This is a genomic window from Megasphaera stantonii, assembly GCF_003367905.1.
Lineage (GTDB): Bacteria > Bacillota > Negativicutes > Veillonellales > Megasphaeraceae > Megasphaera > Megasphaera stantonii.
Genome location: NZ_CP029462.1, coordinates 2,575,330 through 2,597,656 on the forward strand (window position 1 = coordinate 2,575,330; position 22,327 = coordinate 2,597,656).

General features: G+C 53.7%; 26 protein-coding genes, 1 other RNA gene and 1 pseudogene. 21 read left to right on the top strand and 7 right to left on the bottom strand.

Features of this window, described 5'->3' with window-relative positions; translation table 11 throughout:
- Positions 1-60: 60 nt before the first annotated feature.
- Both DKB62_RS12085 and DKB62_RS12090 read left to right on the top strand, forming a co-directional pair.
- The gene (locus tag DKB62_RS12085; protein ID WP_115759908.1) at positions 61-372 is read left to right on the top strand and encodes a type II toxin-antitoxin system death-on-curing family toxin; all 312 of its coding nucleotides are present in this window, start codon (positions 61-63) and stop codon (positions 370-372) included.
- Positions 373-431: 59 nt separating this feature from the next.
- Complete coding sequence (locus DKB62_RS12090; RefSeq protein ID WP_115759909.1) at positions 432-1,421, top strand: IS30 family transposase; 990 nt, start codon at positions 432-434, stop codon at positions 1,419-1,421.
- Positions 1,422-1,524: 103 nt separating this feature from the next.
- On the opposite strand, the gene DKB62_RS12665 is transcribed toward DKB62_RS12090, so the two are convergent.
- Positions 1,525-1,668, bottom strand: a complete 144-nt coding sequence (locus DKB62_RS12665; RefSeq protein WP_162860319.1) for a hypothetical protein — start codon at positions 1,666-1,668, stop codon at positions 1,525-1,527.
- 406 nt (positions 1,669-2,074) lie between these two features.
- Here DKB62_RS12665 and DKB62_RS12095 point away from each other — a divergent pair, with 406 nt between their 5' ends.
- The 6 genes from DKB62_RS12095 (at position 2,075) to DKB62_RS12120 (ending at position 7,267) form a co-directional block, all read left to right on the top strand.
- Positions 2,075-2,449 carry an ASCH domain-containing protein gene (locus DKB62_RS12095; protein ID WP_157949740.1) on the top strand — a complete coding sequence of 125 codons (375 nt, stop codon included), beginning with the start codon at positions 2,075-2,077 and terminating at the stop codon, positions 2,447-2,449.
- Positions 2,450-2,484: 35 nt separating this feature from the next.
- Entirely contained in the window at positions 2,485-3,261 is a 777-nt protein-coding gene (locus DKB62_RS12100) for a HesA/MoeB/ThiF family protein (RefSeq protein ID WP_107196604.1), read from the top strand.
- A gap of 193 nt (positions 3,262-3,454) precedes the next feature.
- The gene (locus tag DKB62_RS12105) at positions 3,455-4,306 is read left to right on the top strand and encodes a polysaccharide deacetylase family protein (protein ID WP_107196605.1); all 852 of its coding nucleotides are present in this window, start codon (positions 3,455-3,457) and stop codon (positions 4,304-4,306) included.
- 21 nt (positions 4,307-4,327) lie between these two features.
- Positions 4,328-4,921, top strand: a complete 594-nt coding sequence (locus tag DKB62_RS12110; protein ID WP_107196606.1) for a sugar O-acetyltransferase — start codon at positions 4,328-4,330, stop codon at positions 4,919-4,921.
- A 158-nt stretch (positions 4,922-5,079) separates the two neighbouring features.
- On the top strand, positions 5,080-6,564 hold the full coding sequence (locus DKB62_RS12115; RefSeq protein WP_232818834.1) for a sensor histidine kinase: 1,485 nt from the start codon (positions 5,080-5,082) through the stop codon (positions 6,562-6,564).
- Position 6,565: 1 nt separating this feature from the next.
- Entirely contained in the window at positions 6,566-7,267 is a 702-nt protein-coding gene (locus DKB62_RS12120) for a response regulator transcription factor (RefSeq protein ID WP_087478470.1), read from the top strand.
- A 3-nt stretch (positions 7,268-7,270) separates the two neighbouring features.
- Here the strand turns inward: DKB62_RS12120 and dprA are convergent, their stop codons facing one another.
- Genes dprA through DKB62_RS12135 form a run of 3 tightly spaced genes read right to left on the bottom strand, consistent with a single transcriptional unit; the run spans position 7,271 to position 10,277 of the window.
- Positions 7,271-8,377, bottom strand: a complete 1,107-nt coding sequence (dprA, locus tag DKB62_RS12125; protein WP_232818835.1) for a DNA-processing protein DprA — start codon at positions 8,375-8,377, stop codon at positions 7,271-7,273.
- 4 nt (positions 8,378-8,381) lie between these two features.
- Complete coding sequence (locus tag DKB62_RS12130; protein ID WP_107196607.1) at positions 8,382-9,902, bottom strand: YifB family Mg chelatase-like AAA ATPase; 1,521 nt, start codon at positions 9,900-9,902, stop codon at positions 8,382-8,384.
- Between the two features lie 9 nt (positions 9,903-9,911).
- Positions 9,912-10,277 carry a YraN family protein gene (locus DKB62_RS12135; protein ID WP_095628671.1) on the bottom strand — a complete coding sequence of 122 codons (366 nt, stop codon included), beginning with the start codon at positions 10,275-10,277 and terminating at the stop codon, positions 9,912-9,914.
- A 300-nt stretch (positions 10,278-10,577) separates the two neighbouring features.
- Between DKB62_RS12135 and DKB62_RS12140 the strand changes: the two genes are divergently transcribed.
- From DKB62_RS12140 to DKB62_RS12155, 4 genes and pseudogenes are all read left to right on the top strand, one after another.
- Positions 10,578-11,159, top strand: a complete 582-nt coding sequence (locus tag DKB62_RS12140) for a PepSY domain-containing protein (RefSeq protein WP_107196608.1) — start codon at positions 10,578-10,580, stop codon at positions 11,157-11,159.
- 197 nt (positions 11,160-11,356) lie between these two features.
- Positions 11,357-11,511: pseudogene (locus DKB62_RS12145) on the top strand (transposase); the annotation flags it as partial.
- A gap of 278 nt (positions 11,512-11,789) precedes the next feature.
- Positions 11,790-12,449 carry an NAD(P)H-binding protein gene (locus DKB62_RS12150; protein ID WP_107196609.1) on the top strand — a complete coding sequence of 220 codons (660 nt, stop codon included), beginning with the start codon at positions 11,790-11,792 and terminating at the stop codon, positions 12,447-12,449.
- A 56-nt stretch (positions 12,450-12,505) separates the two neighbouring features.
- Entirely contained in the window at positions 12,506-12,877 is a 372-nt protein-coding gene (locus DKB62_RS12155) for a hypothetical protein (RefSeq protein ID WP_087478475.1), read from the top strand.
- Positions 12,878-12,950: 73 nt separating this feature from the next.
- Here DKB62_RS12155 and DKB62_RS12160 read toward each other — a convergent pair whose 3' ends face one another.
- The gene (locus DKB62_RS12160; protein WP_087478476.1) at positions 12,951-13,550 is read right to left on the bottom strand and encodes a DUF805 domain-containing protein; all 600 of its coding nucleotides are present in this window, start codon (positions 13,548-13,550) and stop codon (positions 12,951-12,953) included.
- A gap of 422 nt (positions 13,551-13,972) precedes the next feature.
- Here DKB62_RS12160 and DKB62_RS12165 point away from each other — a divergent pair, with 422 nt between their 5' ends.
- Positions 13,973-14,599, top strand: a complete 627-nt coding sequence (locus DKB62_RS12165; RefSeq protein WP_087478477.1) for an outer membrane beta-barrel protein — start codon at positions 13,973-13,975, stop codon at positions 14,597-14,599.
- Between the two features lie 66 nt (positions 14,600-14,665).
- Here the strand turns inward: DKB62_RS12165 and DKB62_RS12170 are convergent, their stop codons facing one another.
- Together DKB62_RS12170 and DKB62_RS12175 are read right to left on the bottom strand one after the other, a co-directional pair.
- Positions 14,666-15,112 carry a hypothetical protein gene (locus DKB62_RS12170; protein ID WP_107196610.1) on the bottom strand — a complete coding sequence of 149 codons (447 nt, stop codon included), beginning with the start codon at positions 15,110-15,112 and terminating at the stop codon, positions 14,666-14,668.
- 32 nt (positions 15,113-15,144) lie between these two features.
- Positions 15,145-15,579: a hypothetical protein gene (locus DKB62_RS12175; RefSeq protein ID WP_107196611.1), complete on the bottom strand. Its 435-nt coding sequence runs from the start codon at positions 15,577-15,579 to the stop codon at positions 15,145-15,147.
- Between the two features lie 127 nt (positions 15,580-15,706).
- Here DKB62_RS12175 and DKB62_RS12180 point away from each other — a divergent pair, with 127 nt between their 5' ends.
- The 8 genes from DKB62_RS12180 to DKB62_RS12215 all read left to right on the top strand — a co-directional run bounded on the left by DKB62_RS12180 (position 15,707) and on the right by DKB62_RS12215 (position 22,326).
- The gene (locus DKB62_RS12180; RefSeq protein WP_107196612.1) at positions 15,707-16,405 is read left to right on the top strand and encodes a tRNA (adenine(22)-N(1))-methyltransferase; all 699 of its coding nucleotides are present in this window, start codon (positions 15,707-15,709) and stop codon (positions 16,403-16,405) included.
- Positions 16,381-17,502: a Nif3-like dinuclear metal center hexameric protein gene (locus tag DKB62_RS12185; RefSeq protein ID WP_107196613.1), complete on the top strand. Its 1,122-nt coding sequence runs from the start codon at positions 16,381-16,383 to the stop codon at positions 17,500-17,502. Before DKB62_RS12180 ends, DKB62_RS12185 begins: the two co-directional genes overlap by 25 nt.
- 15 nt (positions 17,503-17,517) lie before the next feature.
- Positions 17,518-18,165: a thiamine phosphate synthase gene (gene thiE / locus DKB62_RS12190; protein WP_107196614.1), complete on the top strand. Its 648-nt coding sequence runs from the start codon at positions 17,518-17,520 to the stop codon at positions 18,163-18,165.
- A 46-nt stretch (positions 18,166-18,211) separates the two neighbouring features.
- Positions 18,212-18,558, top strand: an RNA gene (rnpB, locus tag DKB62_RS12195) — RNase P RNA component class A.
- Positions 18,559-18,698: 140 nt separating this feature from the next.
- Entirely contained in the window at positions 18,699-19,922 is a 1,224-nt protein-coding gene (locus tag DKB62_RS12200) for an aspartate kinase (protein ID WP_107196615.1), read from the top strand.
- Between the two features lie 8 nt (positions 19,923-19,930).
- On the top strand, positions 19,931-20,230 hold the full coding sequence (locus DKB62_RS12205; protein ID WP_107196616.1) for a hypothetical protein: 300 nt from the start codon (positions 19,931-19,933) through the stop codon (positions 20,228-20,230).
- 54 nt (positions 20,231-20,284) lie between these two features.
- Positions 20,285-20,677: a holo-ACP synthase gene (gene acpS / locus DKB62_RS12210; RefSeq protein WP_331225482.1), complete on the top strand. Its 393-nt coding sequence runs from the start codon at positions 20,285-20,287 to the stop codon at positions 20,675-20,677.
- Positions 20,674-22,326, top strand: coding sequence for an NAD(P)H-hydrate dehydratase (locus DKB62_RS12215; protein ID WP_232818836.1), 1,653 nt, complete (start codon positions 20,674-20,676; stop codon positions 22,324-22,326). Before acpS ends, DKB62_RS12215 begins: the two co-directional genes overlap by 4 nt.
- The last annotated feature ends 1 nt before the right edge of the window (position 22,327 follow it).

Consider the following 22,327-nt stretch of genomic DNA (forward strand, 5'->3'; position numbering starts at 1 on the left):
AAACCATGAGCTGAAAGTTCTCAAATTCGCTTTCAGCTTACCAAGTATCATAGAAGATCTATGTTTACAGAGATTTTTTCACAGGCTCCGTTTCAAACATTCGGCGGTCAGGAATTATATCCCTCTCTTCTAGATAAAGCAGCCCGTCTTTGTTATGGTCTGGCGAAAAATCATCCTTTCCGCGACGGCAACAAACGTTCTGCGGTTCACAGTATGTTGGTCTTTCTGTACATCAATGAGATAGAATTAGAGTATACCCAGCTTGAACTTGAAGAAATGATTATCGCTGTCGCTGATAATCGCATGTCTAGCGATGAATTAAAAGATTGGATGGCGAATTTACAATACAAGTGCAACACCTATAAAAAATGACACATAGGTTTCTGATATAATAATGCTACCAAACAAAATCTATATCTCGGAGGAAACCTATGTGCCACTATCATCATCTTACTCTATCTGAACGAGAAAATCTACTCTTTTTTCGCGCGCAGTCCTATTCTATCTCTCGAATTGCGGCGGCCCTCGGCCGAGATAAATCCACGATCTCACGGGAACTACGCAGAAATACAGTGAACGGCAAGTATCTGCCCATCACCGCACAACAACAGTATGCCCGCCGCCGTAAGGCATGCAAGCCTCACAAGCGGTTAGAGAATGCCGAGCTATTCGCATTGGTTAAAAATCTCTTCCTGGTGCATCATTGGTCCCCAGAAGAAATTGCCGGACGCTTGCAGCTGGAACATCAGAAGGCACTCCTTAGCTATGCAACGATTTACCGCGCCATATATGCCGGTATGTTTGATGAAACGTCGTCCTCCCATGGGTCCCGCGGTGCGGTCCGCCGCTTGCGGCATCATGGAAAATCCCGGCATACCCGGCAATATCAGGAACGACGGGGTTCTATTCCCATCTCTCACGATATTTCGGAACGGCCAGCAGGAGCCGCTAACCGCTCCCGGCGAGGACATTGGGAATGTGATACCATAGCAGGAAAGACAGGAAAAGCCTGTCTGGTTACGTTGGTAGATAGAAAGAGCCTGTATCTGGTAGGAGGCAAAGCAGCCAAAAAGACAGCACAAGCCGTCAATACGGTATTGCTTCAGGTACTGCAAGGGCAACCTGTAAAAAGCCTTACGCCGGACAGAGGAAAAGAGTTCGCCCATCATGCCGCTGTCACGGAGGCCTTGAACGGCGTGCCGTTTTATTTCCCGCCGCCGCATCAGCCCTGGCAGCGGGGAAGCAACGAAAATACCAATGGCCTAGTCCGAGAGTATTTCCCGAAAGGGACGGACATCACACTCGTTCCAGAAGCCTATGTGCAAGCTGTTTTTGCAGAACTAAATCGCCGTCCCCGAAAATGTTTAGGATACAAAACGCCATACGAAGTACATTACTCTAAAAAGTTGCACTTAGCTTGACAATTCGCCACAGAAAAATCTTCACATAGTCAGTTTTTTTCCATTTGTTTATGAAAAGCCAATACATCGTCTAGAATGATTGCGATTGTATCTTTTTCAGTACTCATTTGTTTTCCAAATCCTTATATGCTTGGTAATTCCGCTGCATCATCAGTTCAGATGCCTTGCGGATTTTTTCTTTAATTTCCTGGCTGGTCTGGCTAGTAAGTATTTTCTTTTCTTGTTTAGTTTGTTGTACATTCATCATAATGCTCCTCGTTTTACTGTACTTTCACTGATTTCGAATAGTTTATTAAATTCAGAACGCTCCATTGAAACCTTCTTTTAGCATATTATAATGTCATATTACAATAAATTTGTACATAATGGAAGAGAATAATGAAGAAGATAACTTGCATATCATGGGTAATTAGCGGTTGACGTCGTGGTATCTTATAGATAAGAAACCTTGTGTATTATGCAAGAAAAAGAAGTGAGAATTTGGAAAAATGATGGTTGAAAGAGGAATATTCAAGAACAAAATGCTGACGCTGATGGCTGGTTCCATAGATTTTGTCATGGCGTTCCCCTAAGGGTATGGTATAATATCAAGTAATATAGGCCTAGTTGCGATAATGGTATGTGTATGGCGAAGGAACGGGGAGATGAGAGACATGAAAGCCTTATCGCTGCATCCGTATTATGCGACACTGATTGCTGCAGGCGAAAAGCATATTGAATATCGGTCATGGAGTACACCTTACAGAGGGCTGCTGTTAATTTGTGCTTCGCAATATAATGACGGGCCTCAATTTCCCAGAGGGTATGCCTTATGCATTGTCAATTTAGTACATATTACGGGCGGAAATCGAAAGTATGCGTGGCATTTTGATCCAGAGGTCGTGCCGATCGCTCCGTTTCCTGTAAAGGGAAAAATCCATTTATTTGACGTACCGGATGAGAAAATCACCGTGTTGTATGAAACGGGGACAGACCATTTTATTGATTTTGATACGGCCTATTCTCTTTGGATAGATGAGGGGATATGACGCGATGTGGAATAAAAGCTGGAAGGATAGTTTATATGAAACTGACAGTGGAACAACGGGATAGATACGCCCGCAATATGGCTTTGGCCGGTATCGGCGAAGAAGGACAACGGAAATTATGGGAAAGCAAGGTATTGCTCATCGGCGCCGGCGGGCTGGGGTCGCCTATTGCCTTGTATTTGGCGGCGGCCGGCGTAGGGACACTGGGGATTGTCGACGGCGACGTCGTCGATGTATCTAATTTGCAGCGGCAGATTCTCCATTCAGAACAGGTTGTCGGCACGGAGAAGGCATTGTCAGCGCAGCGGCGGCTGCGGGAGCTGAACGGCGGCATTACAGTCGTGCCATACTGCGAAGAGGTGACGCGGAGCAATATTGCCGACATTATCAATGATAAGGATTACGATTTCATCATCGACGGGACGGATAATTTCTCGGCTAAGTTCCTCATCAACGACGCCTGCGTCCTGCTGCAGAAGCCCTTTTCCCACGCCGGCGTCGTGGCGTATCACGGGCAGGTCCTAACCTACGTGCCGGGCCAGGGGCCGTGCTATCGCTGCATCTTCGAGGAAGAGCCGGCTCCCGGCGACGTGCCGACGGCGAAGGACGTCGGTATATTGGGCGCTGCGGCCGGCACGATCGGGACGATACAGGCGACGGAAGCAATTAAGTATATTACCGGCGTCGGCGAATTGCTGACGGGGACGCTCCTGACCTACGACGCCCTGACCATGACCTTCCGCAAGGTGCCTTTTCCGCAGAATCCAGACTGCGCCGTCTGCGGGGATCATCCGACGATTACGGCGCTGTAGCGGCTGATGTTGCGAAGAAAATTTCCTTTTCACAGGAGTGATAGGCGAAGACATGGAATTTCTGCCGTTGGCAGCCGTTGGGAAGGGAAGACGCAAGGGCTGCGCTGTTCTGGATTCTATTCTTGCGTCATCAGGTCAAATGTGCTATTCTATTAGGCAATGATTAGAGTACGCATCAAGGGAGATCGTGGCGATGAAAAAAATCGTATCTTGGCTTGCCGGCCTGGCGCTGACCGGGGCCGTCCTGGTAGCAGGCATAGGGTTGTTTTGGTTTTTCGGCTCGACAAATTATTTGCTGACCGGCGTTCCTGTCCTGAATTATCATCAGGTAAACGACAAGTTTCAAACGGTGCTGACGATGACGCCGGCAGATTTTGAAGAACAGATGAAGTACCTTCACGACCACGATTATCATGCGATTACGCAGGACCAGTTCGCCGCCTATATGCGCGGCGAGGGCAGCCTGCCCGACCGTCCGGTCATGATTACCTTTGACGACGGGTATGTCGACAACTATGAGCATGCCTATCCTATCATGAAGAAATACGGCCTTACGGGGACGATTTTTCTCATCGTCGATTTGATGGAGACGCCGGGATATCTGACGTGGGCCCAGGTACAGGAAATGGGGCGGAACGGCATGGAATTCGGCTCCCATACGATGAGTCACAAGCCCTTGACCAGCTTTGACCGCCAGGGCGTGCGGACGGAGCTGCGGGAATCCAAGGCGGCCATAGAATCCCATTTGCAGAAGCCCTGCAAGTATATCGCCTTTCCCGAAGGGGAGTTTGACGACATGGTCATGGAAGAGACGCGGGCGGCCGGGTATGAGTACGGCTTTACTGTAGAAACGGGGCGGGATTTTCCCTGGGACGACCACTTCGATTTGGCCCGGGTTCCCTTTTTTGAAGGGCCCGACAGCTTCGGCCATTTCTATTTCCGCCTGAATTTCAGTACATTGAGCTCGTGGCTGTGGCGCCTGCATAAAGGGCTGGAAGCCAGGGAAGCGACGAGGTCCTTGGCGGTCTTTGTTCCCGAGCCGTAGCAAAGGAGAGACGGGAAGACGATGACGGAAAAAGAGAAGATGCTCCGCCGGATGCTGTATGACGCCAATTATGACGAAGAACTGCTGGCAGAACGGATGAGGGCAAAGGACTTATGCTATACCTTTAACCAGCTGCGTCCGTCGGAAGCGGCGGAGAAGGAACGCATCCTGCGGTCCTTATTGGGAAAGACTGGGGCTTCCTTTTCGATATTGCCGCCCTTTTGGTGCGACTACGGGTATAATATCGAAATCGGCGACCATTTTTTTGCCAACCACAACTGCGTGATCCTGGACGCCAATAAGGTCGTATTCGGCGATAATGTCTTTATCGCGCCGAACTGCGGCTTTTATACGGCCGGCCATCCCATCGACGCAGGGCTGCGGAATCAAGGGCTGGAATACGCCTATCCCATTACGGTAGGACACGACGTGTGGATCGGGGCAGGCGTGCAGGTCATGCCTGGCGTGACGATCGGCAGCAACGTCGTCATCGGCGGCGGCAGCGTCGTCGTTCACGATATTCCCGACAATGTCGTCGCTGTCGGCAATCCCTGCCGGCCTGTTCGTCCGATTACCGCGGCCGACGCCGCCTTGTACGGCGCTGGAGGCATCTGACAAATATATACGGAAATATAAAAACACCTGATATCGGTCTGTTAGGCCATGTCAGGTGTTTTTGCCTGTTGCTGGAGTAATCTTTTTATAAATTTTAGAAATATTTAAAGAATGTAGAGTATAATATAAAATGAAAACGTATCGATACATGGGGAGGGATGATTTTGCTGAAGATACGGGATATTTCGCTGCGGAAACGGATGATGCTGACGAATTTCCTCATGGTATTCATTCCCGTCGTGTGGCTGACGATTTTAGGGGGCGTCATCTTTGCCGGACTGCAGTTTACCGGCACGGTGCGGCAGAGCGAGCTGGCCCTGCTGTGGCCGGAAAAGGGCTCGTCCATGTCGATTTCCTATGCCGTGAGCTCCTTGCGCATGAAGGTAGAGAGCGAAGAGTCGCTGAAGCTGGAAGACGTGTTTGAAGAATGCCTGATTTTGGAAAAGCACGGCATACAGACCGTCATCGTCGCCGACGGCCGCCTGCTGTATATCACTGACGGGGCTGATGAAGACGATATACGGTATTTGGTCCAGAAGCAGTGCGGAAACGCCGCCTCGGCCATGTCGTGGAATAACGAGGACTTTGCCTTTATTTATTCTTCGCCCCGCCGCGACACGGTCATATGGGCGGCCGGACAGATGCCCTTCGTCACGTCGTACGATGCCGACGACGCCTTGGAGGATGTGCTGGAAATCGTGCTGTTTGCCGTCCTCGTCCTTTCCATCATCGTCATCATCTGGCTGGGCCTGTATTTATCGCGCCTCCTGTCGCGGCAGATTATCGAGCCGCTGGCAGAGCTGCGGAAGGCTGCGGCGGAAATTCAGCAGGGCAATTTTGAGTATCCCCTTGTCGTGCCGGCGCAGGATGAGCTGGGCCAGACGTGCCGCGATTTTGACGACATGCGCAAGGAACTGCGGAAGGTGCGGGAGGAACGGCAGAAGTACGAGCAGAACCGCAAGGAATTGATCGCCGGCATTTCTCATGATTTGGCGACGCCTCTTACGCTGCTGAAGGGCTATGCCAGCGGCATTCGCGAGGGCATTGCCCGGACGCCGGAAAAGCAGCGCCAGTATATTGATAAAATTTATGACACGGCCTGCGCCATGGAGCGGCTCGTAGACAGCCTGTTCCTGTTTTCCAAGCTGGACCTGGGACGGATTCCCTTTTCGCTGGAAGTCGTGCCGATATACCGGTATTTTGAAGACGTCATCGGCGAGACGGCTATGACGCTGGCCGAACAGGGCGTGACGCTGACGCTCCGGGGACATCAGAGCACGGCGGCCGTGGCCATAGACAGGAACCAATTCCGGCGGGTCGTGGAAAACCTGCTGACGAACTGCGTAAAATATAAGACGACGCCCCAGGCCGACGTAGACATCGTCATTGCCGAGGAAGGTGAGTCCGTCGTCGTTTCCTTTGTCGACCACGGCGTCGGCGTGCCTGCTGAAAGCTTGCCGAAATTGTTCGACAGCTTTTACCGCACCGACGCGGCCCGTACGGACGTAAAGAAGGGCAGCGGCCTGGGACTAGCGATTGCCAAGCAGATTATCGAATCGCTGCACGGCTCGATTTGGGCAGAGGAAACGAAAGGCGGCGGCCTGACGATTTCCATGCGCCTGCCCATTGCAAAGGAGGAGTAACATGAAGCGCATTTTGATCATTGAAGACAATAAGGAAATTACGGAGTTAGAGCGGGATTACCTGGAAGCGAACGATTTTGAAGTCGATATAGCCGAAGACGGCGTGACCGGCTTGGAAAAAGCGTTGGCTGATGAATATAATTTAATTTTATTGGATATCATGCTGCCGCGCATGGACGGCTTTCAGGTCTGCCGGGAAATACGGGCGCAGAAGGATGTGCCCATTCTCATGGTGTCGGCCAAACGGGAAGATATCGACAAGATCCGGGGCCTGGGACTGGGAGCTGACGATTACATCAGCAAGCCCTTCAGCCCCAGCGAACTGGTAGCCAGGGTCAAGGCCCATATCAGCCGCTATGAACGGCTGACGAGCCGTGCCGGCGCCGCGCCGAAGGACGAGGACGTCCTCAAGGTCGGCGAGCTGGAAATCCATTTAAAAAAGCACCGCGTCTTTTCCCAGGGCAAGGAAGCCTTTTTGACCAACCGGGAATTCGAGCTGCTGGCCTTTTTAGCTAAGCATCCGGGCATCGTGTTCAGCCGCGAGCGGATTTTTGACCGGGTTTGGGGATTGGATGCGGCCGGCGATACGGCGACGGTCATGGTTCATATCAACCGCATCCGTGAAAAGATAGAGCCTGATCCGACGCAGCCCATCTATATTGAAACCGTATGGGGCGCAGGCTACCGCTTTGCCGAAGGATAGGAGCTACTGCACGGGCTTTTTGACATACGACGTGCCGCCTGTTTCTTCAATGAGGCCGTACAGCTGCAGCTTCAGCAGCAGGGGACTCAGCTGAGACGGCGGCAGCTTCGTTTTGACGACCAGCTCGTCCTGGGACACGGGCTGGTCGCAGGGCAGGGCTTCCAATACAGCTTCTTCCAACAGCGTGAGGGAAAATGGCGGGGGGCTTTGTTCCCCTTCTTCTGCGTACCAGCCATACTCGGACAGGATGTCTTCAATACCCGTCAGGGCGATGGCTCCCTTGCGCAGGAGGGCGTTCGTCCCCTTACTCATTTCTGAATAAATGCTGCCAGGGACGGCGAAGACGTCCCGCCCTTCTTCGAGGGCAAAATCAGCCGTAATGAGGGAGCCGCTGCGCAGGGCCGCCTCGATCACGACGACGCAGCGGCACAGGCCGGCGATGATGCGGTTGCGGGCCGGGAAATTCATCGCTAAAGGGCGGACTCCGAAGGCGTATTCGCTGACGACGGAGCCGCCTTTTTCTATGATATCCGCAAATAAGGCCTTGTTCTCCGGCGGATAGGCCGTATCCAGGCCGTTAGCGACGACGGCGCAGGTCATCCCTTTGCCGGTTAAGGCTCCCAGATGGGCTTTGGTATCGATGCCGCGGGCTCCGCCGCTGACGACAGCGATGCCGCTGCGGGCCATTTGTTCCGCCAGGGTCTGGGCGGCGTTCCTGCCGTACGGCGTGGCCTTGCGGGCGCCGACGATAGCGGCGGCTTTGGGAAACTGCGGCAGCGCTCCCTGATAGTACAGTATAGGCGGCGGATTATACGTTTCGCGGAGAAGCTGGGGATAGTCGTCTTCCCACAAGGCGACGAGCTTCGTATGATATCGGGACAGCAGGCGGAGCTGCTCGTCCCAGTCGTAGCGGGACCGAGCCTCCGTCAGCGCCGTACCGACGGTTTCCGGTATGCCCGCGTCTTGCCAGTCGGCGGCCGAAGCGTCCCAGGCGGCTGCGGCAGAGCCGAACCGGCCGATCAGGGCGCAGATGCGGCGGGAGCCCAGCCCGGGCAGGGAGGCCAGGGCCGCCGTATAGAGCCGTTCCTTTTCTATGTCCTGTATCATCATAGCGTCACACCCTTTGTAATGTATTACGGTAGCTCACTGCTTCGGCAACGTGTTCGCTTCGTATGTGTTCGTCCCCGTTTAAGTCGGCAATCGTCCGGGCTGCTTTGACGATGCGGTCGCAGCTGCGGGCGCTTAGCTTCATTGTGTCGAACACAGTCTGCAGCAGATCCTGGGCGCTGCTTGATAGACGGCACGTTTCTTTGATTTCCCGATGGCCCATGTGGGCGTTGCAGGACAGGCCGTACGATTGGAGCCGCCGCTCCTGCCTTTCTCGGGCGGCCAGGACGCGGCTGCGGATCGCTTCGGACGACTCCTGGGGAATGGTCGTAATCAATTCCTGGTATTTGGGGCGGTCTACGGCGACGTGCAGGTCGATGCGGTCCAGGAGAGGACCCGATATTTTGCGGACGTATCGGCGGATTTCGCCGGTCGTACAGGTACAGGAATTCGATTCGGAGCTGCCGAAAAAGCCGCAGGGACAGGGATTCATGGCGGCGATGAGGATGAAGCGGGCCGGATAGGACAGGGAGGCGTTGACCCGGGAAATGTGGACGACGAAATCCTCCAGGGGCTGGCGCAGCACTTCCAATACGGAACGGGGAAATTCGGGCAGCTCGTCGAGAAACAGGACGCCGTTGTGGCTCAGGGTCACTTCGCCGGGCTTGGGAATCGTGCCGCCGCCGATGAGGCCTGCCGTGGAAATCGTGTGGTGAGGACTGCGGAAGGGCCGCTGCGCCAGCATTTTCGACTGCTGAAACAGGCCGGCTACGCTGTATATCTTTGTCACCTCCAGCGATTCGCGCAGGCTCATGGGCGGCAGAATCGTAGGAATCCTCTTGGCCAGCATGGTCTTGCCGGAACCGGGCGGGCCGATGAGCAGGACGTTGTGGCCGCCGGCCGCGGCGATTTCCAGGGCCCGCTTGGCCGTAAACTGTCCCTGGACCTCTGAAAAATCGACGCGGTAATCCGGCCGGTCTGTAAACACGTCTCCGGCCACGGCCGGAGAGAGGCGGGCAAGGCCCAGCAAATGGGAAATAATGTCCGACAGGGACTCGACGGCATAGACCGTCATGGCGCGGCACAGCAGCGCTTCGGCGGCGTTTTCCTTGCTGACGAAGCAGGTGTGGAAGCCTTCTTCGGCGCCCTGCAGCACCATGGACAGGATGCCTGCGACGGGGCGGATTGTCCCGTCTAAGGCCAATTCGCCGATGAACAGGGTTTGGCGGCACAGCTCGGCCGGGATTTGGCCGCTCGACACCATGATGCCGGCGGCGATGGCCGCGTCGAGGCCGGCGCTGTCTTTTTTCAAATCGGCCGGCGCTAAATTAACCGTAATGCGCCGCATGGGAAATTCATAGCCGCTGTTCTTGATGGCCGAGCGGACCCGCTCCTTCGATTCTTTGACGGACGTCGCCGCCAGTCCTACGATTTCAAAAGCCGGAAGGCCGTTGGAAATGTCCGTCTCGACCGTTATGATATTGCCGTGAAGCCCGAATACGGTGGCTCCGTACGTACGTGAAAACATGGGCGTCTCCTATGCCTTGCTCAAAAAGGCGTGGCGTATATGATGAAGGTGAAATCCCTGCGGCGAAGGGATGACTTCGACGACGTCGAAGCGGCAGGGCATGTGCCAGCAATGGTGCCGCGTCATATAGGACAGGGCGACGAGGGACAGCTTTCGCTGCTTGCGGTTTTCTACGGCTTCGGCCGGCCTGCCGCACTGCTGCGACCGGCGCGTTTTTACTTCGACGAAGACGAGGGTGTCGCCGTCTTGGGCGATAATGTCTATTTCTCCCAGGCGATTGCGATAATTTTGGCTGAGGACTGCGTAGCCCAGCGTATGGCGGAGGTACTTGACGGCGGCTTCTTCGCCGGCCTTTCCCAACGAGGCGTCTGACATGATATCCACTCCTTTGACGAGGTATCTATCGGCAGTATACGAAAGGAACATTAGAACAAATGGAGAATTACATGAAAATTAGATGAAAAAAACGCAAAAATCAGGTTAGTTCATTAAATTTTCATTAAAATTCAGGCCGATGGATGAGGCCGCTTTGCTGTAAAAAAGGGGAAAGCAAAGATTAACACTATTTTTTTGCTTTCTTAAGCGATTGTTTAGATTTATTGTCTATACTGTATATGTAATCAGCAATGCATATAATTCGGTATACTACGATAGATATATGAGGAGGAACATGACATGGAACAAAAGGGATATACGAACTGGCTGAAACGGATATTTACGCCGCGCCGTCTGAAACTCGGCGCAGTCTTAGTGGTTGTCTGCGCCATAGTCGCAGGCGGCGGCGCATGGTATTACCACCAGCAGAAGATGGAACGGAAGGCCCAGATCCAGCAGGCCCAGACGCGCATGGTAGAATATCAGGCGGCGCAGCGCAACGTGCAGCTCATCGGCGTCGAGGACATCAAGGCGATCGCCGCCCAGGCTGTCGGCAAGGATGTGGCAGAATTGCGGTTCCGGGAAATTTCCCTGGAAAATAAATGGGACGACGGCAACTATCGGAACGCGCGCCGCGACCGCCAGCCGCGCGACGTAAGACCGGCTGCAGCAGCTCCTGCCCAAGGAAACGGACAGGGACAGGCTGCGCAGGCGACGCCGGGACAGCACGACGGCTGGACGAGACAGGAGGAGTTTTTCCTGCCTATCTATGAAATCGAGTGCAACGGCGACGGCTTAGGCTATGAATTGGAAATCAACGCCATTACGGGCGAAGTCTTGGAAAGCGAAGTCGAATCCTATTTTATTTTCGACGAACTGTAATAGAAACAAAAAAATCTATCCCTGCGGCGTCATGTCCGCGGCGATAGATTTTTTTTGCCGCCGAATAGGCATGATAAAATCCCTGGCTGCACTAGGGGGTAGACATACGATCCTTATAGAAACAGAAAGAACCTCCTATGATACAATGGAAAGGGTCTGGCAACCACATCCCCGTATAGAATAGGAGGTTCCTGTCAATGAATGACGTAAAAAGGTTATCACTCCGCAAGGGGAGATGTAAATATCATATTGTATTCGCGCCTAAATATAGGCGGCAGGGAATCTATGGACGAATCAAATCAGAGAAAAAATATTGCGGCAGCTATGCGAGAGAAAAGGAGTAGAGGTGATTTGCGCATAGGGATAGAAATGATTGAAGAAACGAGTGTATTTTGATAGACGTATAAAAATCACTTATTTCATATAATTTTGAATTATAAGTACAAAATTATTGATACCCTGGCAGTTTTTGGCTTATAATCTGTATAAAATAAGGTGTTGCATATCCGTTTTAACAAATTGGCCTTGAGTATTTAGCGAGTTTTGTTCAGTATGAGGACATAGATTTAGTCAAAATGGTATCATGATCTTACGGGTTGCTTTTATGAATTTACATAAGGGATGGTATATATGGAACATCATCTGAAAAAGGCCCTCGTCATCGGGGCGACGGGGGCTGTCGGTCGGGATTTGGTAGATATCTTATTGAAAGATGAGCAGTATAGCTCTGTAGCGACGTTTGCACGGAGGGACCTTGGCATTCGACATGAAAAATTGACGCCTTATATCGTCGACTTTGCCTATCCGGAGCAGTGGCGGGAATTCATGCAGGGCGACGTGTTGTTTTCTGCGCTGGGGACGTCGCGGAAGCAGGCCGGCTCTAAGGAAGGGCAGTACCGCGTCGACTATGAATATCAACTGACCGCAGCCCGGACAGCGAAAGAGCAGGGTGTGCGTCACCTGGTACTCGTGTCTTCCGTCGGCGCTGACTGCCATTCTAAGTTCTTTTATCTGCGGCTAAAGGGAGAGATAGAAAGAGCTGCAGAAGCGCTGGGATTCGATGGACTTACCATCATTCAGCCGCCGTCCTTGATACGCAAAACGGCCAAGGGGCTAGGCGAAACGGTGTCTGTCAAAGCGCTGCAAATAGCCAATGCCTTCGGCCTGCTTCGAGGACTTGCGCCGATAGAGACCCGTGTCGTAGCGGAATGTATGGCCCATGCCGGGGCAGAGTCTTTCCGAGGTGTTCGCCGTATAACGGGACAGAATATCCGCGTTTCTATGGATTGAAAGTGTTTTGAAATCGGGCAACGCAGCTAAAGACATTACGAACAGGAGGGATTACGATGCCTGTTTATATTACAAATCGCATGTACTTGCCTCGGGATGGCGTGGAACGGGTGTTGGAGTATATCGGCGGAGCGGAGCCCCTTGATTTTAACGCCGTTCAGCCCATGCCCCGGGATTTGACGGGACAGGAAGGGCGGGACTGGCGTTCGGCCTTCTGGGGGACAGAGGAAAATGCAGTTCATGCGGAGCGGATGGGGAATATCCTGACCTTTCAGACTGCCGATACGCCGCCGTTGGGCTGGCTGAAAGAGGTATCCAAGCAGTTTCCGCAATATGAGTTTACGTTGGATTGGTTTTACGACGATTTGCCGGAGTGGTATCAGTGCGTCGTGCGCGGCGGCACGGTGCAGTATATCAACGGCGTGTAAGGAAGGAAACTATAGAGAAAATACAAAAGCGCAGGCTGATACATACTCAGCTTGCGCTTGTTTTTGTCGTGTATTACAGTTTTTCTTTCGGCTGTTCCGTCGAGGTATCGTCGGGCTGATCGTGCGGCGAAGACTCCATCGTATAGGCCGGTTCCTGGGATTTTGCTTTTCGCAGGGCTTTTTCTTCTTCCGTTTCGTTCTTCAACCGCTCTTCTTCCAGCCGTCGCTGTACGGCAGGAGGAACGTACTCTGCCTGGCCTTCCCAGGGTTCTGCCGGATTCGGGCCGTAGAGATTTTTTCCCGGCGTTCCCTTGGCGATGAATAAGTAGGCGTACAGAAAGAGGGAAAAGACGCCGGCAAAGGCGCAGCAGACGTTGATGAGAACGTACTGCCAGGATTTGTTCAGGTCATGCCAGCGGCGGACGGCGATGGAGAGGGAAATGATCGTCGTCGGAATGGCCAGGATGACGGCGACGATAAGGCAGATGCCGCCGGTCATCGTCCCCAGGGTAGCGCTGGCCGTGTGCAGCAGATAGGAAATGGCGCCGGCCAGTACCCAGGTGAGGATCGTCAGGTAGATATAATGCCGCCGGCTGAGGCGGCCGTGAAAGGTAAATAACTTCGTTTTTAAGGATTGCTCTTCCCAGGGCATATATTCGGGTGTTGTCGACATAGTATCAAGCTCCTATTCCAATCATTCTTTATAACGCTATAGTATATATTACCACATCAGGCCTCATATGAAAATCGAGAGGATGCGGAAACATTTTACTTCTTCATATTCCCGCCGTTGTGACAGGGATGAAACGGTTTTGTTACAGTTCTGTTTCCGAGCGGGACCGTCTCTGTTACAAGTGTATAATATGTAATAAATAATTCATATATATACTTGCGGAGAAATTTTGATAACAGTTATAAAAGAGTGTATAACAGTATATAAATGGGATAAAGATTGTAAATTTTTTCTTGTAACAGAATTGGGATAATGCATATTTATGAGATGTTAAAAACGTGACAAGTGCGCCGGATACTGCTATACTGTAGTCAATCCCAAAGGGGAGAAACGAAAAGACAAGGACAGGAAGGATGATTTATATGAAGAAAAAATTATTTGCAGTGCTCTCAGCGTTGACAGTTTGTGTATCCGGCGCTGCGTTTGCAGCTCCGCAGACCACCTTCCAGGAAGGAGCTGTACAGGTAGATGTAGGCGCATGGAATCCGAAATCTGATATTGGCGATTTCAGTTCCGACTCGAACTGGAACTTCCAGGGCGGCATTACGTACGGCTTGACTGACGACGTGGCCATCCAGTACCAGTACGCAGGGTTAAAGACCGATGTCAACGGATATGACGCTACGACAGGCAATCAGCAGGAAGTCAACCTCTTGTATTCCCTCAACGACAACGTAGCGGCTTATGCCGGCTACAACCGCATTGAAAACGAATGGGATCATCACGGCAGCACGACGAATAATGTCCTGCAAGTCGGCCTTATCGGCAAAGCGCCGCTGGCGGACAACCTCGACCTCTATGGCAAGGTCGGCGTAGGCACGAAGAACACGACGACATGGGAAGCGGGCCTTTCCTACGGCGTCACGCCGGACCTGGACATCAACGCCGGCTACCGTTACGTCGATACGGAAGGACGGCATGGCAACGACCCCAGCGTCACCTATAAGGGCTTTGTTACGGGTATTTCCTACCGTTTCGGCGGCTTCTAGTAGGATGTGTTTCTATACGGTAACATAATAAGAACCTGCTCCCGCATATGCGAGGGCAGGTTTTTTCTATGGTTTGGGGCCGAGATTGACGAGGCGGTATCTCGTAATGTCCTTTTCCAGGCGGACGTAGGTGTATTTATTTAAAATCCAGTCGTCTTCCCACGGTTCGCCGTTGTCCGATTTCCAGTAATCGTCCTTCGTTTGGACGGAATAGGTGACGCGGAACCGCTTTTCTTCCGGGTCTTCGGGATTTTCTTCGGGAATGACGAAGATGTTTTTATAATCGAAAATCTTCCCTTCTACGAGGAGCCGCTTGCTTTTGTGAAAGGCCAATTCCTGCTCGACGATACGGTAGACGATAGTAGAGTCGTTAAGGCCGCCGGCTTCGATCAGATTCAGCGTATCAGGGTACAGCTGGCGGGGCGGTGTCGTTTCATAATGCACGACGCCGCAGATACAGACGATAACCAGTATGACAATGCTTTTGCAGGTAATGGTAAAGGGGAGTTTCATGAGCTTCTCCTTTATAATTATGATAGGTAAGATTACAGCCCCGTTCCGACAGCGGCGAGGCGGTACGTGCTGCCGTCTTTGACCAGTCGATATATCATCGATTTGTTGCGAATCCAATGGTCTTCACCGATACGGCCGTTCCCGGCAGTCCAGGCAGGGGATTGCCAATAGTTTTTAACGGAGTAGACGACGCTGTATAAGGGCTCCTTGGGCTTTGTCGCGTCTGTCGTGGGGATAATGCGGACGATTTCGTAAGCGAATATACGGTCGGGATACAGCAGGCCCATGCGTGTATAATACGTCAGTTGCTGCTCCATGATGCGGCGGACGATGTCTTCGTCAGATACGGAAGCATCGGCCACGACGAGCGTATCCGGATACGGATAGGGGATAGGCGTCAGCAGCACGTAAAAAAGAAGTATTCCTATGCCCAGGCGCAGTATGCCATTTCCTGTTTTCCAGATCATGATCAGCTCATCTTCTTTATCATAAGGCGTACGAGAAGGAACCTATTGCTATTCTGTGCTATAATTTATGCTATAATAAATACAGTATATTGTAAAGACTTAAATGGATACTAAAGGATGTGTTGCTATGAAACTGAGCGGACGGCTTGCCGCCGCGGCGTCTTTAATTCCTAATCATAAGGTCATTGCCGATATCGGCACCGATCATGGATATATTCCCGTCTACATGTGCCAGGAAGGGCGTTGTCCCAAGGCCATTGCTGCCGACATCGTGCCGGGGCCGCTGCAGGCTGCAGTCACCCATGTCCGGCAGTCGGGGTTAGCCGACCGCATCGACTGCCGCTTAGGCGACGGACTGACGTGCATCCAGCCCGGCGAAGCGGACGGGGCGGTCATCTGCGGCATGGGCGGCCCGCTGATCGTCAGCATACTGCAGGCCTCGCCCGGCGTATGGCAGGAGATGGAATTTCTCGTCCTGCAGCCGCAAAGCGACAGCGGCGCTGTCCGGAAGTATTTATATGAATCGGGCTGGCATATAGAAGACGAAGAGATGCTCGTTGAAGACGGGCGGCTGTACGAGATGATGCGGGCCGTGCCGGGCAGGGAAGCAGTACCCGAACCCTGGCTCTGTGAGATAGGCCCGGTCAACTGGCAGCAGAAGCATCCCCTGCTGGTACGCAAAATAGAATCGCTCGTCGACAAAAAAGAACACATCCGCGCCGGATGGACGAAGAGCCGCAGCGATATGTCGGCGCAGATTCAGGCGCTGGATGAGGAAATCAGGCATTGGAGGGATATTATATGGCAGTTACAGTCGGAGAGGTAGTAAAAGTATTGGCAGAATGGGCTCCGGTCTCGCTGAAGGAGTCCTGGGATAATCCGGGGCTGCTCGTAGGCAGTCCCAACGAACCGGTGCAGAAGATCATGGTCACGCTGGACGTCATGAGGGACAGCGTCGACTATGCCGTAGCGCACGGCGTCAATCTCATCGTCAGCCACCATCCCATTATTTTCAGCGGCCTCAAGGCCCTGCGCAGCGATACGTACGACGGAGACATGTATCAGAAGCTGCTGGCCCATCATATTTCCGTGTACAGCGCGCACACTAACCTGGACAGCGCCGACGGCGGCGTAAACGACGTGCTGGCCCGCAGGCTGGGACTACGGGAGGTCACGGGCCTCGTGCCGGGAGTGAAGGAACCCTTGTACAAGGTTGCCGTCTATGTACCCGAAAGCCACAGCGAAGCCGTCCGGCAGGCCATGGCGGCAGCCGGCGCAGGATATACGGGAAATTACAGCGACTGCTCCTTTACGGTGAAGGGCGACGGGCGGTTTAAGCCCCGCGCCGGCGCCAACCCCTTTATCGGCTCCATCGGCACGGTGGAAACGGTACGGGAAGAACGGATCGAGACGATCGTACCACAGCCGAAGCTGCCGGCCCTTTTGGCGGCGGTCTTGCAAGTCCATCCCTATGAGGAACCGGCGTACGACGTATATCCCCTGGCCAATGAAGGCCATCAATATGCTATGGGACGAGTCGGGCTCTGGCCGACGCCGGAACCGGCGGGCATCGTCCTGCAGAAGATAAAGCGTGCGCTGAAGCGCGACGTCCTGCCCTTTGCTGGTGACGCCGATACGATGGTTACCAAGGTGGCCCTCCTCGGCGGCGCTGGAGCCGGATTCATGAAGCTGGCCAAGGAAGCGGGGGCGCAGCTTTATCTGACCGGCGATATCCGCTACCACGACGCTCAGGAAGCGGTGAAGTTAGGCATCGTCGCTGCCGACGGCGGCCATTTCGGCACGGAATACCCCATTGTCAGCGATTTGCAGGAACGGCTGCGGGCGGCCGGACGGGAAAGAAAATGGGCTATTGAATGTATCAGCGACCCGACGAGCCGCGATATGTTCCACTATATAAAGTAAACGAGGCGATAGGACATGACAAAAGAAGAACATATACGACAACTGATGAGCGACCCTATCTACGCGATTATGGGGAACGCCGAGTTATCCCTGGGACGGAGCAATATCGACGCGGCGCGGCAGCTCATAGAGGCCGGCGTTACGATCATCCAGTACCGGGAAAAGCATAAGACATGGCGGGAAAAATACGCTGAAGCGACGGCCATTGCCAAATTATGCCATGACCATAAGGTGACGTTCATCATGAACGACTCCGTCGATCTGGCGATTGCCTGCGGCGCCGACGGCATTCACGTCGGCCAGGACGACGCGCCGGCGACGGTCGTGCGCCGGCTGGCTGGCCCCGACGTAGTGATCGGCGTGTCGACGAATACGATTGACGAAATGAAGCAGGCCCTGGCCGACGGGGCCGACTATGTCGGCTTTGGCCCCATGTTCCCGACGGCGTCGAAAAAGGACGCCCACGAAGTCGTGTCGGACGAAGCGAAGCACTTTGCCCTGCATTTCTCCCTGCCTGTCGTGACCATCGGCGGCATCAGCCTGGAAAATATCGGCTCATTATATAAGGAAGGCTTCCGTTCCTTTGCCATGATATCGGCCATTGTCGGAAAAGAAGACATGACGGCGGCCGTGCAGGAGCTGCGTAATGCTTTGAAGGCGTAATTGCATATTGACTTCTGCGCTGAATTAATGTAAGATTTCTAGATGACGAGTATGAAAGACAATCGCTAGTGCTTGCATTAGAGGAAAGTCCGAGCTCCGCAGGGCAAGATGCCGGATAACGTCCGGCGAAGGTGACTTTAGGGATAGTGCCACAGAAATGTGTACCGCCGCGCAAGCGGTAAGGGTGGAACGGTGCGGTAAGAGCGCACCAGCAGTAAGGTAACTTACTGGCTAGGTAAACCCCATCTGGAGCAAGACCGAATAGGGGAGGGATGAAGCGGCCCGCTGATCTTCCGGGTTGTGTCGCTTGAACATGCCAGCAATGGTATGTCTAGATAGATGATTGTCGCTGCCATCGGCAGAACAAAACTCGGCTTACTGATTACTCGTCTCATGGTCTATAGGAGGCTCTCTGTTGCGGCAGAGAGCCTTTTTTTGCTTTACAATTTTATGACGACATGATATTATTCAATTATATGGTCAAAAAATTATACTCCATGACGCATACATTTTAATAAAGCGAGGGATTTGAGTTGGCTTTAATCGTAAAGAAGTTTGGCGGCAGTTCTGTTGCGACGCCGGACAAAATGCGCGCTATTGTACAGCGTGTCTTGAAGGGCAAACAAGAGGGGGACAAAATCGTCATCGTCGTGTCGGCTATGGGGGATACGACAGACGAATTGGTTTCGTTGGCAAAACAGATAACGTCAAAAGCATATGGACGTGAAATGGATATGCTCCTTTCGACGGGCGAACAGGTATCGATTGCCTTGATGGCTATGGCGTTCCAGGAAGCCGGCCAGAAGGCGATTTCCTTTACGGGCGCCCAGGCAGGCATCAAGACGAGCGACGCCTTTAATAAGGGCCGTATTTTGGATTTAGAACCGAACCGCATTATGGAAGCGCTGGACGAAGGCAACGTCGTTGTCGTCGCAGGATTCCAGGGCATTACGGGCCACGGCGATATTACGACCTTGGGCCGCGGCGGCTCGGATACGACGGCTGTCGCCATTGCCGGTGCGATCAACGCCGACGTGTGCGAAATTTATACGGACGTAGACGGCGTATATACGTCGGACCCCCGCGTCGTTCCCAACGCGCAGAAAATGAAGGAAATCACGTATGGCGAAATGCTGGAAATGGCAAAGCTCGGCGCCGGCGTCATGCAGCCCCGGGCCGTTGAAATGGGAAGCCGCTTCAGCGTTCCCATCCACGTACGCTCTACGTTTTCGGAAGATGAAGGCACTATGATTCAGGAGGTTTGCTCAATGGAAATTAAACAGTATTTGATTCGCGGCGTCGCTTCGGATAAAAATGTAGCTAAGATTACGGTATTAGGCATCCCCAATCAGCCGGGACATGCCTATAAGATTTTCTCGATGCTGGCCGACAGCCATGTCGACGTCGATATGATCGTGCAGAGCGTCCGCGTCGCTAAGGAAGGCGTTACGGATATTACCTTTACGATTGCCCGCACGGAATTGCCGGCTGCGAAGGATATTCTGAACCGCCTGCGCGAAGAAATGCCGGTCGAAGATATCCTCGTCGACGACAAGATGGCCAAGGTTTCCATCGTCGGCGCCGGTATGGCCGGCCATCCGGGAATTGCCGCCGGCATGTTCGGCGTATTGGGGGACAACCATATCAACATCGAAATCATTTCCACGTCTGAAATCAGCATTACCTGCCTGATTGGCGAAGAAAGCGTCGATACGGCCGTCAAGGCGATCCACGCCCATTTCTTTGACGAACACTGAGGTGGATAATGTCTGTATTGGATAGTTTTGTAGATGAAATGCTGCAGCCAGAGGTTCCGAAGCGGGTGCTCATCGACCGCATGATACGGGGGCTGATGATCGAGAAGCCGCCCCAGTTTAAGGTGCCGGCGCCGAAGTATACCTTTGAGTCGAACCTGCACGGCCTGATTTACGATTATCAGAAGCAGCAGGTTACGTTGTCTTATAAGGTTGCAAGCTCCGTGTATGACGACATGGAAATGTCCTTCGCGTCGTTCCGGGCGCTGCTGGAAGGCCTGGCCGTTTGTATCCGAATGCAGAAATGGTAAACATACTATGCCGCAGTTCCTGTTGGGGGGATTGCGGCATTTTTTTGGAGGTGTATGATGAGGTGCGGAATTGATATCGTGCAGATTAGCCGCATAGAGGACATGGCCTGCCGCCACGAACGATCCCTGGGAAAATTTTTTACGGAAGCCGAGCTGGCGTACTGCCGCCGGCGGCAGCAACAGCAGTATGCTTCGCTGGCCGGCATATTTGCGGCAAAGGAGGCTCTTTTTAAGGCCTTGGGTACAGGGTTCCGGCAGGGAAAATGGACGGACGTGGAAGTCAGCCATACGGAGCTGGGAGCGCCTGTATTTATTCTGCACGGTTATTATAAAGAGGCGGCTGCGGCGATATGCCCGACGGCGCCGGCATTGTCCGTCAGCCACGACGGGGATTACGCTGTCGCTCAGGTCGTCATGGAAGGATACATACATAAGGAGGAAGAATGATGCAGAAGTTGAACACGGCGGCGCAGATGCGCCAGATGGATTATACGGCCATGCACGGCAAATACGGTATTCAGCCGGCCGTATTGATGGAAAATGCCGGCCACGCCGTTGCCGAACGGGCCGACGAATACATTCACGGCTGGGCCGGCAAGGACGTAGTCGTCGTCTGCGGAAAGGGCAATAACGGCGGCGACGGCTTCGTCATTGCCCGCCATATCGCAGCGGCCGGAGCCCGGGCTTACGTGTACATCCTGGGACAAGCCGAAGAATACAGCGATGAATCGCAGCAGCATTTAAGCACGCTGCAGGCTATGGAAGACGACGAATCGTGCCTGCTGACCTATTTCGGCGGCACGGAACGGGAGTGGCGCGTACTGCGGCAGCGGCTGCAGAGCTGCCAGGTCGTCGTCGACGCTATGCTGGGAACGGGATTTCACGGCAATCTCAGAGAGCCTGTTTCGTCTATCGTCGGCCTGATTAATGAAATCGCCGCGGCCGGCGCGCTGACGGTTATTGCCGTCGACGTGCCGACTGGCGTCAATTCTGATACGGGAGCTGTCAGCGGCAGTGATGAAGAAGAAAACGGGCCCTTGTTTGCTGATATGACCGTTACCTTCGGCGCTCTGAAGCGGGGGCTGGTCTTGTATCCCGGCCGTACCTGCGCCGGCCATGTAGAGCTGGACGCTATCGGTATGCCGGCTCCGCTGCTGGTACAGCCTGAGGAGAAACCGGCATATTTGCTGCAGGAGTCGGATATTGCCGAAGTCCTCGTGCCGCGCAGCCCCGACAGCCATAAGGGAAGCCACGGTACAATCGGCATCGTGACGGGATGCAGCGACATGGCCGGCGCGGCCCTGATGGCGGCGCACGGCGCGGTGCGCAGCGGCGCCGGCAAGGTATTCCTGCGCGTGCCGGCGCAGACGGCGCCGTACTGCATCGGCCGGCAGCCGGAAATCATGGTTCGCGGCGTAGGCCAGGGCGAATACTTTACGGAGGCAGACGCGGTGTCTGTCCTGGATGAATGCGCCGCCTGGTCGGTCATCGCGATGGGTCCCGGTATGGGAAGACATGAGGAAACAAAGGCTTTTGTCAAGGCGATATTAGCTCATGGCGAATGCCCTGTCGTATTGGATGCCGACGCCTTGAATTTGCTGGCAGGAGAAAAAGACTTCGTCTCTTCCTTGGACCGGCAGGTCATTATGACGCCACACTTGGCTGAATTCAGCCGTCTCAGCGGCCTGTCGGTCGCCGAAATTCAGGAAGATCCCTTTGCGGCGGCCGTGCAGTTCGTCAAGGAATGGCGCGTCACGTTAGTCTTGAAAGGCGCGCCGACGCTTGTCGTATCGGCTAAGACCGGCAACGTATACGTCAATCCGACGGGCAACGCCGGCATGGCCTGCGGCGGCATGGGCGACATCCTGACGGGCATGATTGCCGCTATATCGGCCAGGGAAAGCCGCCCCGATATTTGCAGTGCCGCCTGTGCCGGCGTGTACCTCCACGGCGCTGCCGGCGACGCCTGCCGCCGTCAGATCGGCTCGTACGGCTTTACGCCGATGGAAGTGGCCGACGCCGTGCCCGGCGTGATCCGGCGCATGGAAGAAGAAATGGCAGTGCCGCTGCTGCAGGCGCCGATGATCTTGGATTAAG